The following is an 18040-nucleotide window of genomic DNA, read 5'->3' as shown; positions in this document are numbered from 1 at the left end:
CTGTAATTACGCTATGCGTATAATAATTACGCAATACACAATATCCAATCCGGAGACACCCCATGAAGAAGTGCATTGCCGTGATCCTTTCGCTGGTAGCTGCTGCCGGCGCAAGCGCCCAGACCTTTCCTGCCAAGCCGATCCGCTGGATCGTTCCGTACGCGGCCGGCGGCGGTTCCGACTTTCTTGCGCGCACGGTCGCCCAGACGCTGTCAACGCAGGTCGCGCAGCCGGTGCTGGTAGATAACAAGCCCGGCGGCAACACCGCGCTGGCTGCCGCCGAAACCGCGCGTGCCCCGGCCGACGGCTACACCATCCTCTCGGCCGACAACGGCACGCTGGTCTTCAACCCTGCGCTCTACAAGTCGCTGAGCTACAGCCCCACCAAGGACCTCGCGCCCGTCACCCTGATGGGCAAGTTTCCGATGATCCTGGTGGTCGGCGCCAACTCGGGCTTCAGCTCGGCCAAGGACTTCATCGCCCAGGCCAGGGCCAAGCCCGGCGGCATCAACTACGCCTCGGCCGGCGCGGGCAGCCCGCACCACCTCGCGATGGAACTGCTGAAGGTGGAGGCCAAGCTCTTCATGGTCCACGTGCCGTATCGCGGCGCGGCGCCGGCGCTGGCCGACGTGGTCGGCGGACAGCTGCCGGCCATGATGGTCGACCTGGCAGCGGGCTCCGGCTTCATCAAGGGCGGCAAGGTGCGCGCGCTGGCCGTGGCCAACCCCACGCGCCTGCCGCAGCTGCCCGACGTGCCCACCTTCGCCGAGCTCGGCTACAAGAACGTCGAGGCCGCAGCGCTGGTCGGCGTGGTGGTGCCTTCGGCCACGCCGCCTGAGGTAGTGAACACGCTCAACCGCCAGATCGTCGCGGCCATCAACGAGCCTTCGGTGCGCACGCGCATGGTCGACTTCGGCGTGGAGCCGGTGGGCAACACGCCAGCCCAGTACACCGAGCTGCTGAAGAACGAAACCGTGCGCTGGCACAAGCTGATCCGCGACCTGAAGATCACCCTCGACTGAGTCTGCCGCCATGCCTGACACCGCCATGCCACCACGCGCTTCCGGCTGCCCTGTCGCGCACGGGCCGCTGTCTTCCGAGCGCACGCCCACGGGCTGCCCCGTGAGCCAGCGCGCCGCCGGCTTCGACCCCTTCGAAGACGGTTACCAGCAGGACCCACCCGAGTACGTGCGCTGGGCGCGCGAGCAGGAGCCCATCTTCTACAGCCCGAAGCTGGGCTACTGGGTGCTCACGCGCTATGCGGACATCAAGGCGGTGTTCCGCGACAACATCACCTTCAGCCCGTCGAATGCGCTGGAAAAGATCACGCCCACCGGCGAGGAGGCCAACGCGGTGCTGGCCTCGTACGGCTTCGCGCTGAACCGCACGCTGGTCAACGAAGACGAGCCCGCCCACATGCCGCGCCGCCGCGCGCTGATGGACCCGTTCACGCCCGAGGCACTGAAGCACCACGAGCCGATGGTGCGCGAGCTGGCCCGCGAGTACGTGGACCGCCTCATCGACGACGGCAAGGCCGATCTCGTCGACCAGATGCTGTGGGAAATTCCGCTCACCGTGGCGCTGCACTTCCTTGGCGTGCCCGAGGAAGACATGGATACGCTGCGCAAATATTCCATTGCGCACACCGTCAACACGTGGGGCCGCCCCAAGCCCGAGGAGCAGGTGGCCGTGGCGCACGCGGTCGGCAACTTCTGGCAGTACGCCGGCAAGGTGCTCGAGAAGATGCGGCAAGACCCCGACGCACCCGGCTGGATGCAGTACGGCATCCGCAAGCAGATGCTGCACCCCGAGGTGGTGACCGACTCGTACCTGCACTCGATGATGATGGCCGGCATCGTCGCCGCGCACGAGACCACCGCCAACGCCACGGCCAACGCGATGAAGCTGCTGCTGCAGCACCCCCACGTGTGGCGCGAACTGTGCGAAGACCCGGGGCTCATTCCCAATGCAGTGGAAGAGTGCCTGCGCCACAACGGCTCGGTGGCCGCGTGGCGCCGGCTCGTCACGAAAGACACGCAGATCGACGGCGTCGACCTGCCCGCGGGCTCGCGCCTGCTGATCGTCACCTCGTCGGCCAACCACGATGAAGGGCACTTCGCCGATGCGGACCTGTTCGACATCCGCCGCGACAACGCCAGCGACCATCTCACCTTTGGCTACGGCTCGCACCAGTGCATGGGCAAGAACCTCGCGCGCATGGAGATGCAGATCTTCCTGGAAGAGTTCACACGCCGGCTGCCGCACATGCGCCTTGCCGAGCAACGCTTCACCTACGTGCCGAACACTTCGTTCCGCGGGCCCGAGCACCTGTGGGTGGAATGGGACCCGGCCGCCAATCCGGAGCGAGCGAACCATGGCCTGCGCGACATGCAGGTGCCCGTGCGCATCGGCGAACCGTCGGCGCATTCGATTGCGAGGCCCGTGGTGGTCGAGCGCATCACGCCGGTGGCTGACGGCATCGTCAAACTGCGCCTCGTCTCGCCCGACGGGAAGGCGCTGCCGCGCTGGACGCCCGGCTCGCACATCGACGTCGAGTGCGGTACGCCCGAGCTGTCGCGCCAGTATTCGCTGTGCGGCGACCCCGACGAGCAGGGCGTGCTGGAGATCGCCGTGCTGCACGAGCCCGAAGGGCGCGGCGGCTCGGCATGGGTGCATGCGAACGTGAAGCCGGGCGACCGGCTGCGCATTCGCGGCCCGCGCAACCACTTCCGTCTCGACGAATCGCTGAAGAAGGCGATCTTCATTGCCGGCGGCATCGGCATCACGCCGGTCAGCGCCATGGCGCGGCGCGCGAAGGCGCTGGGCATGGACTACGAGCTGCACTACAGCGGCCGCAGCCGCGCGAGCATGGCCTTTGTCGACGAGCTGGCCGCGCTGCATGGCGAACGCCTGCATGTGCACGCCGCCGACGAAGGGCGCCGCAACGACTTGCAAGCCTTGCTTGCGCAGCCCGTGCCCGGCGCGCAGGTCTATGCCTGCGGCCCGCTGCGCATGCTCGAAGCGCTGGAAAGCTGCTGCGCCGCGTGGCCCGAAGGCGCGCTGCGCGTGGAGCATTTCGAGTCGACGCTCGCCACGCTCGATCCGTCGAAGGAGCACGCCTTCGAGGTCGAGCTGAAAGACTCCGGCCTCGTCCTCACCGTGCCGCCCGACCAGACCCTGCTGACCGCGCTGCGTGCCGCGAATGTCGACGTGCAGAGCGATTGCGAAGAAGGCCTGTGCGGCTCGTGCGAAGTGCGCGTGCTCTCGGGCAAGGTCGATCACCGCGACGTGGTGCTCACGCGCTCGGAGCGCGATGTCAACACGAAGATGATGGCCTGCTGCTCTCGCGCTTGCGAAGGGCGGCTGGTGCTCGAACTCTAGTCAGCTCGCGAGCGGCATCCGCAGCGCCACTTGCGTCTCGCCGGGGCGCGACTGCAGCTGCAGCTCGGCCCCGAGGCGGCGCGCCCGCGTGCGCAGGCTGCGCAAGCCCGCGCCGCCGGCTTCGCCAGTGCCTTCGACCGCAAAGCCGCGCCCGTCATCGCGCACGCTGAGCCGGAGTTCGGCGCCCGCGCGCGCCACGGTCACGTCCACGCGCCGGCTTGCGCTGTGCTTGAGCACATTGGTCAGCGCCTCCTGCAGAAAGCGCATCAGGTCGAGGCTCTGCGAGGGCGGTAGTTCGAGCGTGTCGATGCCAGACACCTGCCAGCGGCAGTCGATGCCGTTGGCGTCGAGCAGCTGCGCGCTGCGGTGACGCAGCGGCGCCAGTAGTTCGCCCAGCACGCGAGCGCCATCGTCACGGCCGGTGGCGTCGATGATCAGCCGCAGGTCGTCGCGCAGGCGCTTGAGCATGGCGAGCAGTTCGGGCGCGCTGAGGTTCTCGGGCGTGCGCTCCAGCGTGGCGATGCTGCCCACGAGCATGCCGCCGAGCCCGTCGTGCAGGTCGCTCACGAGGTTCACGCGTTCGCCGATGCGCGCGTGCGTCAACTCCAGCGCGTGCTGCTGCGCCAGCGTGGCGGCGAGGTCGGCCTTGGCTGCGTTCACTTCCTCGATCAGCTCGGTGTTGAAGTTCTCGATGCGCTTGAGGCTCTTCACGAACTGCGCGGCCAGGGTCAAGGCCATGCCCAGCAGCAGGATGTACGAAGACATCGTCGTGTAGTAGGTGTTGCTGTCGATCACCTGCGTGAACACCAGCAGGTCGTGCGCATCCGTCAGCGCCGACACCGCCATGAACGGCGCGAGCGAGCGCATCGGGCTGTTACGATGGCGCAGGGCGTGGACGATCGAGGTGCCGTTCACCGCGATGACGGTGAAGCCGCCCACCAGCGTCCAGATGGCGCGGTGCGCGATCAGGTCTGCGTGGGGTGCCAGCCACAGGTCGAGCACGCCGACCACCGCAATCAGCAGCGCCGCGCCCTCCAGCCGCGGCATGCGTCGCCCGCAGAAGCGCAGCGCGAAGATGACGTAGGACACGCCGAAGACCAGCAGCGTCGAGATGTTCAGCGCCTGCCAGCTGTGGTTGCTGGCAAAGGGCCAGGGGCTGGTCGCGATCTGGTTGTAGCCGAACAGCAGCCACAGCACGGACATCAGTGCGAACCATCCGTAGGCCGTCTCGCGCCGGCGCAGCAGCCACAGGGCGGCGAAGAAGGCCGAGGCCGCCGCGCTCACCGCGAGGCCCAGCACCTGCAGGTCGCGGCGCACGAGGCGCTCCTGCTCGAACTCCGCCTGCATCGCGGCCGGCGTGCCCAGGCTTACCGGCCCCAGCCCCGCCTGGTAGGCGAACAGGCCCGAGACGCGCACCAGCAGCGTGTTGGTGCCGGGCCTGAGCAGCGGCGGGGCCAGCAGCCAGTAGCGCGGGGTGTTCCAGGCGCGCGTGAGCGGCTCGACCAGGCTGTCGTCGCGCGAAATCGGCGTGCCATTGAGCGACACCTCGCCGGCCATGTTGAGGTAGTGCAGCAGCAGGCCGGTTTCATGCACCTGCTCCGGCTCCTGCCAGGTCAGCCGATACCAGACCACGCCGTCGAAGCCGGGCCAGCGCGCGGCCCAGCTGTCGGGCAAGGTGACGAGAGTCCAGCCTTCAGCGGGCGGGGCCGTGTCGTTCCAGCCGGTGCCGCGCACGGCTTCGACGTGCAGCGCGGGCGCTGCTGCGTTTGCCTGAGCGAAAGCCGGGCAGGCCGCAAAGAGCAGGAGGAGCAGCGCGCCCGTCAGCGCAGCAAGCCATGCCGCCGCGCCTGGAAGACGGCTTCGGTGCGCGAATTGACGGCCAGCTTGCGGTAGATGTTCTTGGTGTGGCATTCCACGGTCAGTCTGGAGATCGACAGCGACTCGGCCATGTCGCGGTTGCTCAGGCCTTGCGACACGAGCTCGAGGATCTTGCGTTCGCGGCGCGTCAGCGGGGCCAGTCCATCGGCGGCGGGTGCGGCGCCGGAGGCTTGCACCTGCGCGTCGGCCGTCGGCTGGTGCGTTGCGAGCCACGCGAGGATGTGGCGCGCGATGCTCGGGTCGATGGGCGCGCCGCCCTGTTCGATGCTGCGCAGCGCGATGCCGAGTTCGACGTCGTCGCGCTCCTTCAGCAGATAGCCGATGGCGCCCGCGCGCAGCGCCGCAAAAATGATTTCCTCGGTGCGCCAGGCCGAGATCACCACCGCTGGAATGCCCGGGTGGTGCGCCTGCAGCCAGTTGATGAGCTCCACGCCGCTGCCGTCGGGCAGGCCGATGTCCACCAGCACCACGCCGTAGTCATGCTTGCCGATCAGCTGCTGCGCCCCGGCAACGCTGTCGGTCACCGTGATGCGTTCTTTGTCGCCGCCGAGTGTGGACAGCACGTGGCGCAGGCGCTCCTGCATGGCGGGGTCGTCCTCGACGATGAGGGTGGGGCTCAGCGAGACGGGTTCGGCGTCTTCGATCGGGAGAGGGGACATTCGGCGGATTCTTCGGCCAGCGCGGCGCGATGGGTAACGGTATTTGCTTATTTTCCGTGGTTGTTGCGAAGTATGTCCGCGGCGGGCCGGCACATGATCGCGTACGCCGAGTTCGTGACCGGCTCCAGGTGTTCCGCTGCGCAGCGGAAGCCCAGCCGCTCGTAGAACGCCACGCTGCGCGGCGTGAAGGTTTCCAGGAAGCACGGCACGCCTGCCGCGTCGGCTTCGGCCAGCGTCGGCGCCAGCAGCTGTGCGCCCAGCCCGCGCCCCTGCGCGGCGGGCGAGATGCCGAGGATCGACAGGTACCAGGCCTGTGCTGGCACGACGGCCGGCGCACGTGCGGCCATGAATTGGACGATGCGGTGGTAGTTGTCGTAGCCACGCGGGCCCAGCGTGCCCGCGAGGAATTCGTTCTTTGCCGCCGACTCGGCTGTGTCGACGGCATCCGTGCGCGGCAGCAGCCAGGCCGCCGCGCCGAGCCTGCCGTCTTCCGTCGTCAGGCAGCGCCCGGTTCGCGCGGCCTCGCCCAGCGAGTAGGCGAAGTACGCGGCGAGCACCGCCTTGCGGGCCGGCATGTCGTGCTCGAAGTCGACGGAGATCGCGAGATAGAACGGATCGACGATGAGTGCGTCGGCCAATGCGGGCGTTGACAGGGATTCGGGTGGCATGCGGGGCGGCAGGGTGCGGAGTGACCCGCGCGATTCTTTCAGACCTGCGGAATCCGCGCCGGAATCACGCCCGGGTCGTACCAGGTGAGCGGCCGGATCTCGAACACGCCTGTCTCGAAGGCCAGCCGGTGCGCGGCATGCCTGGCTTCCTCGACGGTCTCGCACTCCACGATGTACATGCCCATCAACTGCTCCTTCGTCTCGGCAAAGGGGCCATCGGTGACCAGCGGGTGCATATCGCCCGCACGGCGTACCGTGGTGGCCACGTTGGGCATCAGCCGCAGCACGGTGCCGAGCCGGCCCTGCGCCTGGAGGTCGTCGCGCAGGTCGGCATGGCGGTCGAGCATTTCCTCTTCGACGCCGGGCTCCCAGGCAGCCACGGCAGATTCGGAACCGTAGATGAGGATGGAATAGAGCATGGTCTTCCTTGTCTCCCGATCGGTGGCGCGAACTCAGGCCCTGGCGCGCAGCCTTTTGGCTTCCTGGGCCAGGAAGCGGTACAGCTTCGGATCGTCCGCGTAGCCCACATTGAAGCGCAGCCACGGGGTGGGCCGCAAGTCGGTGCGGAACAGGTCGCCCGGCGCCAGCAGGAAGCTCTCGGCGATGGCGCGCTGCGCCAGCGCGCGCATGTCGACGTCGTCGCGCTCGAAGCGTGCCCACAGGAAGGGCCCGCCCGCTGGCCGCGTGAAGAGCTGCATGCCCGCAGCCTCCAGCCGGTCGCACACGGTGTGCTGGGCCGCCTGCAACCGCTCGGCCAGCCGCGCCACGTGGGCCCGGTAGCGTCCCTCGACCAGCACGCCATGCAGCAGCCGCTCGCTCAACTCCGAGGTCGTCAGGCTGTTCACCATCTTCTGAAGAATCATTTTCTCGGCGAACTCCTCGCTGCAGGCCACGAAGCCCACGCGCAGCGCTGGCGAGACCGTCTTCGAGAAGCTGCCCACGTGGATCACCCGTTGCAGCCGGTCGAGGCTGGCGAGCGGCGTGGCAGCGCCGGGCGGCTCCAGCCCGGCCATGACGTCGTTGTCGACGATGTGGAAGTCCAGCTGCTCGGCCAGCCGCAGCATCTGGTAGGCCACCGCCGGCGTGCACTGGCCACCGGTGGGGTTGTGCAGGTTGGTGGTGGTGAAGAAGGCCTTGGCACCGTGGCGCTGCGCCAGTGCCTGCAGCGCGGCCACGTCGGGCCCGTTCACCGTGCGTTCCACCCCCACCAGCTTCAGGTCGAGCGAGCGCAGCATGGCGTAAAGATTGGTGGAGCCGGGCTCGTCGACCAGCACCACGTCGCGCGGCTGCAGCAGGCAGCGCGCCACCAGGTTCAGTGCCTGCGAGGCGCCGTGCGTCAGCACGATCTGGTGCGGCGCGGTCTCGATGCCCTGTTGCGCCAGCAGCGTCTGGATCTGCTGGCGCAGCGGCAGGTAGCCGTAGGGCGTGCCGTAGTTCGCCAGCCCTGCGGCAGACTTGCGCGACAGCGCCGCCAGCGCACGCCGCACGCCGTCTATATGCAGCATCTCGGGCGGGATCCAGCCGCAGCCAGCGTTGAGCAGCGTGCGGTCGTCTTCGTACACGTGCTTGAGCAGCCACAGCGAGTCGACCGAGGTGCGGCCCAGGAAGGGCTTGCGCCGCGTGGCTGTCGAGCGCTCGACCTCGGCCACGTAGTAGCCGCTGGCGCGCCGCGCCTCAACGTGGCCCTCGGCCACCAGGCGCTGGTAGGCGTTGGTGACGGTCATGGTGCTCACGCCGCAGTCGGTGGAAAGCGAACGCACCGAGGGCAGCTTGTCGCCGGGCCTCATCGCGCTCGAGGCGATTTGCGCGAGCAGCGCGTCGTAGACCTGGCGAACCAGGGGCGTGGGCAGCGAAGGATTGACAGTGATCACGGCAAGGCATGCACGCTTCGTGTGCACGAGAAAGCCCCAACACGGGGACGGATACGGGGCGAACAAGCGACTGTTCTACTACAGAAGAATTTAACTGTATATATGCATTTCACCTGACAGATGTCTCAATGGAGACCTCGCCGCCGCAAGCCCTCGCAGGTTCGGCATTGCGCTCCAGTTCCATCTTTCAGGAAATCACATGCAACCGCAGTTCTTCTCGCCTTCGCTTGTTCCGACAGTCGGGACATCGGCCAGTACCTTGTCGCGCCGCCTTGCCCGATGGGGCGCCGCCGCGCTGCTGGCCGGTGCGGCCGCCGGGGCCATGGTGCCCGCGATGGCACAGACCACCACGCTGAAGATCATCCCGAGCAGCAACATCACCGTGCTCGACCCGATCTGGACCACGGCCTACGTGACGCGCAACTTCGGCTACATGGTGTACGACACGCTCTTCGCCACCGACCTCGAAGGCCACATCAAGCCTCAGATGGTCGACAAGTGGAAGGTGTCGCCCGACAACAAGACCTGGACCTTCACGCTGCGCGACGGCCTGGAGTTCCACGACGGCAAGCCCGTCACCAGCGAGGACGTGGTGGCCTCCATCAAGCGATGGGCCAGCCGCGACACCTTCGGCGCGCAGCTCGCCAAGGTGACCGAGCGCTACGAAACGCCCGACGCCAGGACCTTCTCCATCGTGCTGAAGGAGCCCTTCGGCCTGGTGCTCGAGGCGCTGGGCAAGCCCTCGTCGAACGTGCCGTTCATCATGCCCAAGCGCATTGCCGAAACCTCGGGCGACACGCAGATCAAGGAGTCGATCGGCTCCGGCCCCTACGTGTTCAAGGCCGACGAGTTCCGCCCCGGCGAGCGCGTGGTGTTCACCAAGAACACGCGCTACAAGCCGCGCGCCGAGGCGCCCTCGGGCACGGCCGGCGGCAAGAACGTGTACGTGGACCGCGTGGAGTGGCTCATCATCCGCGACGCGCAGACGCAGATGAACGCGCTGCTCAACGGCGAGGCCGACATCCTGGAGCAGCCCGCCTTCGAGCAGTACGCCACGCTGCGCACAAACCCCGACATCAAGCTGATCGACGCGCAGCCCGCGGGCAACCAGTTCATCCTGCGCTTCAACTTCCTGCAGCCGCCGTTCAACAACGAAAAGGTGCGCCGCGCCGCATTGCTGGCGCTGGGCCAGGAAGCCTTCCTGCGCACGCAGGTCGGCACACCCGGCCTCACGCGCTACTGCAAGAGCATGTTCCCGTGCGGCACGCTGTTCGAGTCGGAGCAGACCGGCGACTACACCGGCGTGGCCAACCCGCAGAAGGCCAAGGCGCTGCTGGAGGAGGCCGGCTACAAGGGCGAGCCCGTGGTGCTGATGCGCCCGACCGACAACCCCACCATCGGCAAGCTGCCGCTGGTGGCCAAGCAGCAACTGGAGCAGGCCGGCTTCAAGGTCGACATGCAGTCGATGGACTGGTCCACGCTGGTGGCGCGCCGCGCCAAGAAGGATGCCCCCTCGGCCGGCGGCTGGAGCGCGTTCATGACCTCTTGGACCGCCTCGGACATCCTCAACCCGATCACCATGGCCATGATGAACGCCACCGGCGACAAGGGCTGGTTCGGCTGGCAGACCGATGCGAAGCTGGAAGAAATCAAGGTCCAGTTCGCGCAGGCCAAGACCGAGGCCGACAAGAAGAAGCTCGCGCAGGCCGCCCAGCTGCGCGCCTTCGAGACGGCCACGCACGTGCCTGTGGGCCAATACAACCAGCCCGCCGCGGTGCGCAAGAACGTGAGCGGCCTGGTGCCGGCGGGCGCGCAGGTGTACTGGAACATCAAGAAGCAATAAGGGCGCGCCTGCCATGCTGACCTTCCTCGGCAAGCGCCTGCTCGCCACCATTCCCGTGCTGCTGGTCGTGGCGGTGGCGATCTTCATGATCGTGCGCCTCACCCCCGGCGACCCTGCGGCCGTCATCGGCGGCAACAGCGCCACCAACGAAGACCTGGACCGCATCCGCGTGCAGCTCGGCCTCACCCGGCCGCTGTGGGAGCAGTTCGCGATCTGGGGCAAGGGCGTGCTGCACGGCGACCTGGGCTTCTCGTTCTTCCTGAACAAGCCGGTGATCGAGCTTATCGGCCAGCGCATGGAACCGACGCTCTCGCTGGCGGCCGGCACGCTGCTGCTGGCAGTGGCCATCGCGCTGCCTCTGGGAACGCTGGCCGCTTGGCGCATGGGGGGCTGGCTCGACAAGGCCGTCATGGCGTTCTCTGTGGCCGGCTTTTCGGTGCCGGTGTTCGTGGTCGGCTACGTGCTGATCTACGTGCTGGCAATGAAGCTGCAATGGTTTCCGGTGCAGGGCTACCGGCGCATCGGCGAAGGGGTGGGGCCGTGGCTCAACCAGCTGGTGCTGCCGTGCCTCACGCTGGCTATCACCTACGTGGCGCTGCTGTCGCGGGTGACGCGTGCTGCAGTCAGCGAGGCGCTGACCGAAGACTTCATCCGGACCGCGCGCGCCAAGGGCATCACCGAGCTGGAAGTGCTCAAGCACCACGCGCTGCGCAATGCGGCCGTGCCGGTGGTCACGGTGATCGGCGTGAGCGCGGCGCTACTGCTGGGCGGCGTGGTGGTCACCGAAACCGTGTTCGCCATTCCGGGCCTGGGCCAGCTCACGGTCGACGCGGTGCTCAACCGCGACTTTCCCGTGCTGCAGGGCGTGGTGCTGTTCTTTGCCGTGGTGTACGTCGCCGTGAACCTGCTGGTCGACGTGAGCTATCTCTTCATCGATCCCCGCATCCGTTACTGACATGAGCACCCTGAAAAGACTCTGGCGCAACACCGCCGTGCGCGGCGGCGTCGTCGTGCTGGCGGCGCTGGCGTTGCTGGGCATGTTCGCGCCCTGGCTCGGCACCTTCGACCCGTCCGCGATGGACCCGAGCTTCATCTCGGTCGGCGCGGGCACCTCGGGCCAGGTGACGATGCCCGACGGCGCACAGTTCGCCCACACCTTCTGGATGGGCAGCGACAGCGTCGGGCGCGACGTGTGGAGCCGCGTGCTCTACGGCACCCGCATCTCGATGACGGTGGGCCTGTTCACCGCGTTCGTCGCCGTCGCCTTCGGCTGCCTGCTGGGCATGCTGGCGGGCTATTTCCGCGCGGTGGACGCCGTGCTGATGCGCGTGATGGACGGCGTGATGGCCATTCCCGCCGTGCTGCTCGCCATCACGCTGGTGGCGGTGCTCGGCGCGAGCCTGTCCACGGTGATCCTGGCCATCGCGGTGCCCGAGGTGCCGCGCGTGACCCGGCTGGTGCGCGCGCTGGTAATGAGCCTGCGCGACGAGCCCTTCGTGGAGGCGGCCCGGGCGCTTGCCACCGCCGACGCCACCATCCTGTGGCGCGACATCTTGCCGAATGCCCTTGCACCGTTGATCGTGCAGGGCACCTTCATCGCCGCTTCTGCCGTACTGACGGAGGCCATCCTGAGCTTCCTCGGCCTGGGCCTTCCGTCGGACGTGCCGACCTGGGGAAACATCATGGCCGAAGGGCGCGTGCAGTTCGCGCAGAGCCCGGGCAACGTGCTGTTTCCCGCGTTGTTCCTGGTGCCCACGGTGCTCGCCATCAACATGCTGGGCGACGGCCTGCGTGACGTGCTCGACCCCAAGTTCTCCAAACGCGTGTGAGGCGCAGATTCCATGACTGATTCCAACCCGGGCGCTGCCATCCTCGAAGTGCGCGGCCTGCAGGTCGCGCTGCCCGCCGATGCCGACCGGCCACACGCCATCGAACACCTGGACCTGCGCATCGAGGCGGGGCGCACGCTGTGCATCGTGGGCGAGTCCGGTTCGGGCAAGTCCGTGCTGGCCACCACGGTGATGGGCCTGCTGGCCAAGGGGCTCACGGTGAAGGCTGGCGACGTGATGCTCGCCGGCGAGAAGCTGGTCGACAACGGCCGCTTCACCTCCGACAAGCGGCTGCGCCAGTTGCGCGGCACCGGCATGGGCATGGTGTTCCAGGAGCCGATGACCGCGCTGAACCCGGTGCTCACCTGCGGCGAACAGGTCGACGAGCTGCTGCGCACGCACACCACGTGGAGCGCGGCCGAACGCAAGGCGCACATCATCTCGATCTTCGAGCGCGTGCGGCTGCCCGAGCCGGCGCGCATCCATGCGAGCTACCCGCACCAGCTCTCGGGCGGACAGCGCCAGCGCATCGTGATCGCGATGGCCATCATCCTGAAACCGCGCCTGCTGATCTGCGACGAGCCGACCACCGCGCTGGACGTGACCACGCAGGCCGAGATACTGAAGCTCATCGCCGAGCTGCAGGCTGAGCAGGGCAGCGCCGTGCTGTTCATCACGCACGACATGGGCGTGGTCGCCGAGATAGCCGACGACGTGATGGTGATGCACCGCGGCAAGCTGGTGGAGCAGGGGCCGTGCGAGCAGGTGCTGCGCCATCCGCGCGAGGCCTACACCCGCATGCTGCTGGACGCCGTGCCCGGCATGACGCCGCCGCCCGCGCGCGAGCTTCCCGGCGGCAGGCCGCTGCTGGCCGGCACGGGCGTCGGCAAGATCTACACGCGTCGCGACTGGCTCGGCCGCGCGAAGCACAACACCGCACTGCAGGATGCGAGCGTGGCCGTGCATCGCGGCGAAACCGTGGGCGTGGTGGGAGAGTCGGGCTCGGGCAAGTCGACCTTCGCGCGCTGCATGATCCGGCTGATCGCGCCCAGCGCGGGCAGCATCCTGTGGGGCGACGCCGAGGTGCGCGACCTGCCCGAAGGCCGGCTGCGGCCCTTGCGCTCGCGCGTGCAGGTGGTGTTCCAGGACCCCAACCGCTCGCTGAATCCGCGGCGCACCGTGGGCTCGTCGATGGTCGAAGGCGCGATGAACTTCGGCCTGAGCAAGCTGCACGCGCGCCAGACCGCCGAAGAGCTGATGGACCGCATCCAGCTGCCGCGCACCGCGCTGGACCGCTACCCGCACCAGTTCTCCGGCGGCCAGCGCCAGCGCCTTGCCATTGCGCGCGCCATCGCCTGCCAGCCGCAGGTGCTGGTGGCCGACGAGGCCGTGTCGGCGCTCGACGTGTCGGTGCAGGCGCAGATCCTCGACCTGCTGCGCGAGATCCAGCGCGACCTGGGGCTGGGCATTCTTTTCATCACGCACGACCTGCGCGTGGCCGCGCAGCTGTGCGACCGCGTCATCGTGATGAGCCAGGGCCGCATCGTCGAACAGGGGCCCACGGGGCAGGTGTTCAGCGCCCCGGCCAACGACTACACGCGCCGTCTGCTGGCGGCCGCGCCCCGCGCGGAACTCGCGTGCGCGCAGTGACCTTGCGGCGCGCCTGGCGCGCAGCCGTCGACGACCCGGCGTGGCGCAGCGCCTTCGCCGAAGGGCGGCGCGACATCGCGGGCGCCGCGCTCGGCACCATGGCCATGGGTCTCGTGGCGGGCGTGGCAATGGCCAAGAGCGGCGTCGGGCTGGGTGTGATCCTGGCGATGTCGCTGCTGGTGTTCGCGAGCGCCTCGCAGCTGGCCTGCCTGCCGCTGATTGCGGCCGGCGCACCGCTGTGGGTGATCGTGGCGACCGCATGCGTGCTGAACCTGCGATTCGTGGTGTTCAGCGCGAACTGGCGACGCTACTTCGGCAGGCACCGCCGGCTGTCGCGCGTGCTGCTGTCGTACCTGGCGGGCGACCCGGTGTATGCGCAGTTCGTGCATCGGCATCCGCAGCCGTCGGCCACTGGGCGCGCCACGGCGCAGCAGCAGGGCTACTTCCTCGGGCTGGCGCTGACCAACTGGGCGGCGTGGCACGTTGCATCGCTGGCGGGCATCTTCCTGGCCGACGCCATTCCCGCGGCCTGGGGCCTGCGCTTCATCGGCGTGCTCGCCTTGCTGGCGCTGGCGCTACCCATGCTCACCGACCGCGCCGTGCGCTGCTCGGCGCTGGCCGCCGGCGGGGTGGCGCTGGCAACGGCGTCGCTGCCGATGGGGCTCAACGTGGTCGCGGCCATTGCCACGGCCTTCGTGGCCGGCACCTGGGCCGACCGGCGGTGGAGCGCGCGCTGATGCACCTGGGGCATGAGGCGTACGTGTGGCTCGCGGTAGGCGCGCTGGTGCTGGTGACGGTGCTCACGCGCAGCTTCTTCCTGCTGCCCGACAGCGAGCCGAAACTGCCGGGCTGGCTGTGGCGCGGACTGCGCCACGCGCCCGTGGCGGCACTGCTGGCGATGGTGGTGCCCGATGTCTTCCTGAGCAACGGGCGCCTGCTGGCCGACTGGCATGATGCGCGGCTCTTTGCAGTGGGCGCCGCATTGGCCTACTACCTTGTCCGGCGAAACGATGTGGCCGGGACGATCCTGGTCGGTACGGGTACCTTGATGTTGCTGCGGCTGGGCTTCGGCTGGCCGTGACTCGGATATTTTTGAAGCGAAATGGAGAGCATGAGATGACGCTGGCAATGAGCTGGAACGAATGGGCCGAACACGACGGCGTCGGGTTGGCCGAGAGGGTCCGCAAGGGCGACGTGACGGCGGCGGAGCTGGCGGCCCAGGCCGCGGCCGGCATCGCGAAGGTCAACCCGCAACTCGATGCGGTGGTCGAGGTCTTCGACGACGTGGTGGCCGATCCGCTGAAGGACGGCATGAACCCCGAGGGCGTTTTCGCGGGCCTGCCCTACCTGATGAAAGATCTCGGGCCGACGCTGAAGGGCCGGCTGCAGGAGTTCGGCTCGATGATGATGCAGGGCCATCGCCCGGCGGCCGACAGCTTTCTCACGCAGCAGTTGCGCAAGGCGGGCCTCAACATCGTGGGCCGCAGCACGACGCCGGAGTTCGGCGTGTGCAGCTCGGCGGAGAACGCATTCCACGTCACGCGCAACCCCTGGGACCTCGAATACACCACCTGCGGTTCGTCGGCCGGCACGGCCGCCGCAGTCGCCGCTGGTGTGCTGCCGCTGTCGCATGCCACCGACGGCGGCGGCTCCATCCGCATTCCGGCGGGCGTGAACGGCAACATCGGCCTGAAGGTGTCGCGCGGCGTGTTCTCGCTGGCGCCGGGCCTGTCGGACCTTTCGGGGCTGGTGTCGATCCAGGGCTGCCACAGCCGCACCGTGCGCGACACGGCGGCTTTCGTCGACCATTGCCGCGGCGGCGCACCGGGCGAGTTCATGCCCTTCTGGTCGCCGGCCGAGCCGTACAGCGAACTCATCCGGCGCGACCCGGGCCGCCTGCGCATCGCGCTGTCGCACGAGTGGGGCGACTTCCGCGCAACGCCGCATTTCGTGGCCGAGCTGGAGCGTGTCGGCAAGTTCCTTGAAGGGCTGGGCCATCACGTCGAATGGGTGCTGCCCGAGGTCGATTTCAAAGCCGCCTTCGCCGCGCAGACCACCTGCTACATCAGCAACTTCGCGCAGGTCATCGATGGCCATCTGCACCGGCTGGGGCTGGAGCGCCCGCCGGTCGAATTGCTGGAGCCGATCAACATCAAGATCTGGGAAGCCGGGCTGCACACCTCGTACACCGAGCGCTCGAAGATGCAGGCAGTGTTCAACAGCACCTCGCGCGCCTTCGGCGACTTCTTCCAGCGCTGGGACATCATCCTGACGCCGATCACCGCGCTGCCTACGCCCAAGGTTGGCACCAGCGAGTACCTGACGACGAGCACGAACCCGTCCGTCTACGACTGGTTCTCCAACCTCTGGAAGAACTTCGCGTACACGCCGCTGGCCAACCTGTGCGGCATGCCGGGCATCTCGCTGCCGATGGCCACGCAGGAGAACGGCATGCCGCTGGGCATCCAGGCACAGGCGGCGCAGGCGAACGACGGGCTGCTGCTGCAGCTGGCCGCGCAGATCGAGCGGGCGCTAGATGGCAAGTGGAATGCGGGCCGGCGGCCGGGAGTGCACGTCACCCAGGGGTGACGGCGCGGTCGCTCAGAGCAGGTTGCGCAGCGCGGCTTCGATGGCCGCGGCTGTTGCCAGCGGCTTTTCCATCGGAAACAGGTGCGTGCCGTCCATCATGGCGATGCGGCCCTTGGTGACCTGCTCGGTCATCGCCATGCCGACCCGTTTCATCTCGGCCGACTGGCGCCCGCCAATGAAGGCGGCCTTGCATTTCAGCGGATGGTTGCGCAGCAGCGCGCCGAGGTTGTGGGGCAGGGTGTTGTAGATGGCGGTTTCGACGTCGCGGTCGAAGCTCAGTGAACGGCCGTCCTCGCCAGCTTTGTCGGCATCGAAGGTGCCGTGGTCGATGTAGTCGTGCAGCACCTGCTCGTCCCACTTCGCGAACGCCTTCTTGCTGCGGAAATGCTCGAACACCGCCTCGCGGTGCTCCCAGCTGTTCTTGCGCTTGCGGCTGATGGCGCCGGGCGAAATGCTCTTCATGAGCGGCGTGAGCTTGACCATGCTGAGCGTGTTCGCGCGCCAGCCGCCGAGGATGGGCGAGTCGATCAGCACCACGCCGCGTGCCAGCTCCGGGTGCAGCGCCGCACACATCAGGCTCAGGAATCCGCCAAGCGAATGGCCGATCAGAAACACTGGGCCGCCCGCGCGGTCGGCGCGCAGCTTCGCGAAGTCGGCCAGCTGCTGCACCAGGTGCGGCCAGTTGTCGGTAACGGGGTACTTCGGGTCGTGCCCGAATTTCTCGATGGCATCGACCTCGAAGCCGCGGTTGCGCAGGCTGTCGAGGACGACGCGGTAGGTGCTCGCGGGGAAGCTGTTGCCGTGCGAGAAGACGACCGGGGGCACGGGGCTCAGATCAGCTTTTCGTCTGGCGTGGAGATTTTCCGCAGCGGGCTGTGGCGCGTGGCAGGCATCTTCAGCGGGTGCTCGGTCTGGCTGTCGTCCCACACCGGGTCTTCGATGCTGTCGAACACCTCGCGCAGCTTCTGGCCCCAGCTGCTGTGCACCATGCGGTAATAGGGGTTGTCGGCGTCGATGCAGATGACGCGGTCGGTTTCGAGCTTGTTGGCCTCGTACACCACCAGGTCGAGCGGCAGGCCGACCGACAGGTTCGACTTCATGGTCGAGTCCATCGACACCAGTGCGCACTTGGCGGCTTCGTCGAGCGGCGTCTCAGGGGTGAGAACGCGGTCGAGCACGGGCTTGCCGTACTTTGATTCGCCGACCTGGAAGTAGGGCGTCTCGGTGGTGGCTTCGATGAAATTGCCGGCCGCGTAGACCAGGAACAGGCGCATGCCTTCGCCCTTGACCTGCCCGCCGAAGATGAAGGACACGTTGAAGTCCAGGCCCGCATGCTTGAGCGCCTCGGCATCGCGGTCGTACACGTGGCGCACCGCCGAGCCGAGCACGCGCGCGGCGTCGAACATGCTCTTCGCGTTCCAGATGGTGATGGGCTCGCCCTGCGTGCCGTCTTCGCGGGTTTCGCGCAGTTCCTCGATCTGGAGGATTTCTCGCACCGACTGCGAAATGCTCAGGTTGCCCGACGACAGCAGCACCATGACACGGTCGCCCGGCTGCTCATAGACGATCATCTTGCGGAAGGTGCTGATGTGGTCCACGCCCGCGTTGGTGCGCGAGTCGGAGAGAAACACCAGGCCGGCGTTGAGTTTGATGCCTACGCAGTAAGTCATGG

16 protein-coding genes are annotated in these 18040 nt (G+C 67.9%); 9 read left to right on the top strand and 7 right to left on the bottom strand.

Features of this window, described 5'->3' with window-relative positions; translation table 11 throughout:
• Window positions 1-62: 62 nt before the first annotated feature.
• Both NWF24_RS21415 and NWF24_RS21410 read left to right on the top strand, forming a co-directional pair.
• Window positions 63-1022, top strand: a complete 960-nt coding sequence (locus NWF24_RS21415) for a Bug family tripartite tricarboxylate transporter substrate binding protein (protein ID WP_258350284.1) — start codon at window positions 63-65, stop codon at window positions 1020-1022.
• Window positions 1023-1032: 10 nt separating this feature from the next.
• The gene (locus NWF24_RS21410) at window positions 1033-3381 is read left to right on the top strand and encodes a cytochrome P450/oxidoreductase (protein ID WP_258350283.1); all 2349 of its coding nucleotides are present in this window, start codon (window positions 1033-1035) and stop codon (window positions 3379-3381) included.
• On the opposite strand, the gene NWF24_RS21405 is transcribed toward NWF24_RS21410, so the two are convergent.
• Genes NWF24_RS21405 through NWF24_RS21385 form a run of 5 tightly spaced genes read right to left on the bottom strand, consistent with a single transcriptional unit; the run spans window position 3382 to window position 8457 of the window.
• Window positions 3382-5292, bottom strand: coding sequence for a sensor histidine kinase (locus tag NWF24_RS21405; protein ID WP_258350282.1), 1911 nt, complete (start codon window positions 5290-5292; stop codon window positions 3382-3384).
• Window positions 5202-5918 (bottom strand): response regulator transcription factor, encoded by a 717-nt coding sequence (locus NWF24_RS21400; protein ID WP_258350281.1) that lies wholly within the window; start codon window positions 5916-5918, stop codon window positions 5202-5204. The genes NWF24_RS21405 and NWF24_RS21400 overlap by 91 nt, the downstream gene beginning before the upstream one ends.
• A 47-nt stretch (window positions 5919-5965) precedes the next feature.
• Window positions 5966-6586 carry a GNAT family N-acetyltransferase gene (locus tag NWF24_RS21395; RefSeq protein WP_258350280.1) on the bottom strand — a complete coding sequence of 207 codons (621 nt, stop codon included), beginning with the start codon at window positions 6584-6586 and terminating at the stop codon, window positions 5966-5968.
• Between the two features lie 38 nt (window positions 6587-6624).
• On the bottom strand, window positions 6625-7005 hold the full coding sequence (locus NWF24_RS21390) for a YciI family protein (protein ID WP_258350279.1): 381 nt from the start codon (window positions 7003-7005) through the stop codon (window positions 6625-6627).
• Window positions 7006-7038: 33 nt separating this feature from the next.
• Window positions 7039-8457: an aminotransferase-like domain-containing protein gene (locus NWF24_RS21385; protein WP_258350278.1), complete on the bottom strand. Its 1419-nt coding sequence runs from the start codon at window positions 8455-8457 to the stop codon at window positions 7039-7041.
• Window positions 8458-8656: 199 nt separating this feature from the next.
• On the opposite strand from NWF24_RS21385, the gene NWF24_RS21380 reads away from it, so the two are divergent.
• The 7 genes from NWF24_RS21380 to NWF24_RS21350 are packed head-to-tail and all read left to right on the top strand — an operon-like array spanning window position 8657 to window position 16368.
• Window positions 8657-10300: an ABC transporter substrate-binding protein gene (locus NWF24_RS21380; RefSeq protein ID WP_258350277.1), complete on the top strand. Its 1644-nt coding sequence runs from the start codon at window positions 8657-8659 to the stop codon at window positions 10298-10300.
• 13 nt (window positions 10301-10313) lie between these two features.
• The gene (locus NWF24_RS21375; protein WP_258350276.1) at window positions 10314-11255 is read left to right on the top strand and encodes an ABC transporter permease; all 942 of its coding nucleotides are present in this window, start codon (window positions 10314-10316) and stop codon (window positions 11253-11255) included.
• A gap of 1 nt (window position 11256) precedes the next feature.
• The gene (locus NWF24_RS21370; protein ID WP_258350275.1) at window positions 11257-12129 is read left to right on the top strand and encodes an ABC transporter permease; all 873 of its coding nucleotides are present in this window, start codon (window positions 11257-11259) and stop codon (window positions 12127-12129) included.
• 12 nt (window positions 12130-12141) lie between these two features.
• Window positions 12142-13779, top strand: coding sequence for a dipeptide ABC transporter ATP-binding protein (locus NWF24_RS21365; RefSeq protein WP_258350274.1), 1638 nt, complete (start codon window positions 12142-12144; stop codon window positions 13777-13779).
• Window positions 13767-14516 carry an AzlC family ABC transporter permease gene (locus NWF24_RS21360; protein WP_258350273.1) on the top strand — a complete coding sequence of 250 codons (750 nt, stop codon included), beginning with the start codon at window positions 13767-13769 and terminating at the stop codon, window positions 14514-14516. Before NWF24_RS21365 ends, NWF24_RS21360 begins: the two co-directional genes overlap by 13 nt.
• Window positions 14516-14860 (top strand): AzlD domain-containing protein, encoded by a 345-nt coding sequence (locus NWF24_RS21355; protein WP_258350272.1) that lies wholly within the window; start codon window positions 14516-14518, stop codon window positions 14858-14860. Before NWF24_RS21360 ends, NWF24_RS21355 begins: the two co-directional genes overlap by 1 nt.
• A 35-nt stretch (window positions 14861-14895) precedes the next feature.
• A complete protein-coding gene (locus NWF24_RS21350; RefSeq protein ID WP_258350271.1) occupies window positions 14896-16368 on the top strand; it encodes an amidase in 1473 nt (490 codons plus the stop codon).
• 12 nt (window positions 16369-16380) lie between these two features.
• On the opposite strand, the gene NWF24_RS21345 is transcribed toward NWF24_RS21350, so the two are convergent.
• Both NWF24_RS21345 and NWF24_RS21340 read right to left on the bottom strand, forming a co-directional pair.
• On the bottom strand, window positions 16381-17193 hold the full coding sequence (locus NWF24_RS21345) for an alpha/beta hydrolase (protein ID WP_258350270.1): 813 nt from the start codon (window positions 17191-17193) through the stop codon (window positions 16381-16383).
• 5 nt (window positions 17194-17198) lie between these two features.
• Window positions 17199-18038: a proteasome-type protease gene (locus NWF24_RS21340; RefSeq protein WP_093059103.1), complete on the bottom strand. Its 840-nt coding sequence runs from the start codon at window positions 18036-18038 to the stop codon at window positions 17199-17201.
• Window positions 18039-18040 lie beyond the last annotated feature (2 nt).

Origin of the sequence: Variovorax paradoxus, assembly GCF_024734665.1 — a bacterium.
Lineage (GTDB): Bacteria > Pseudomonadota > Gammaproteobacteria > Burkholderiales > Burkholderiaceae_C > Variovorax.
The sequence above is the reverse complement of the archived record's forward strand: the minus strand, read 5'-3'. Positions and strand labels throughout refer to the sequence as shown.

Coding starts and splice junctions, on each gene's coding strand:
- NWF24_RS21415 (WP_258350284.1), top strand. CDS start 63: ATGAAGAAGTGCATTGCCGTGATCCTTTCGCTGGTAGCTGCTGCCGGC.
- NWF24_RS21410 (WP_258350283.1), top strand. CDS start 1,033: ATGCCTGACACCGCCATGCCACCACGCGCTTCCGGCTGCCCTGTCGCG.
- NWF24_RS21405 (WP_258350282.1), bottom strand. CDS start 5,292: ATGCCACACCAAGAACATCTACCGCAAGCTGGCCGTCAATTCGCGCAC.
- NWF24_RS21400 (WP_258350281.1), bottom strand. CDS start 5,918: ATGTCCCCTCTCCCGATCGAAGACGCCGAACCCGTCTCGCTGAGCCCC.
- NWF24_RS21395 (WP_258350280.1), bottom strand. CDS start 6,586: ATGCCACCCGAATCCCTGTCAACGCCCGCATTGGCCGACGCACTCATC.
- NWF24_RS21390 (WP_258350279.1), bottom strand. CDS start 7,005: ATGCTCTATTCCATCCTCATCTACGGTTCCGAATCTGCCGTGGCTGCC.
- NWF24_RS21380 (WP_258350277.1), top strand. CDS start 8,657: ATGCAACCGCAGTTCTTCTCGCCTTCGCTTGTTCCGACAGTCGGGACA.
- NWF24_RS21375 (WP_258350276.1), top strand. CDS start 10,314: ATGCTGACCTTCCTCGGCAAGCGCCTGCTCGCCACCATTCCCGTGCTG.
- NWF24_RS21370 (WP_258350275.1), top strand. CDS start 11,257: ATGAGCACCCTGAAAAGACTCTGGCGCAACACCGCCGTGCGCGGCGGC.
- NWF24_RS21365 (WP_258350274.1), top strand. CDS start 12,142: ATGACTGATTCCAACCCGGGCGCTGCCATCCTCGAAGTGCGCGGCCTG.
- NWF24_RS21355 (WP_258350272.1), top strand. CDS start 14,516: ATGCACCTGGGGCATGAGGCGTACGTGTGGCTCGCGGTAGGCGCGCTG.
- NWF24_RS21350 (WP_258350271.1), top strand. CDS start 14,896: ATGACGCTGGCAATGAGCTGGAACGAATGGGCCGAACACGACGGCGTC.
- NWF24_RS21340 (WP_093059103.1), bottom strand. CDS start 18,038: ATGACTTACTGCGTAGGCATCAAACTCAACGCCGGCCTGGTGTTTCTC.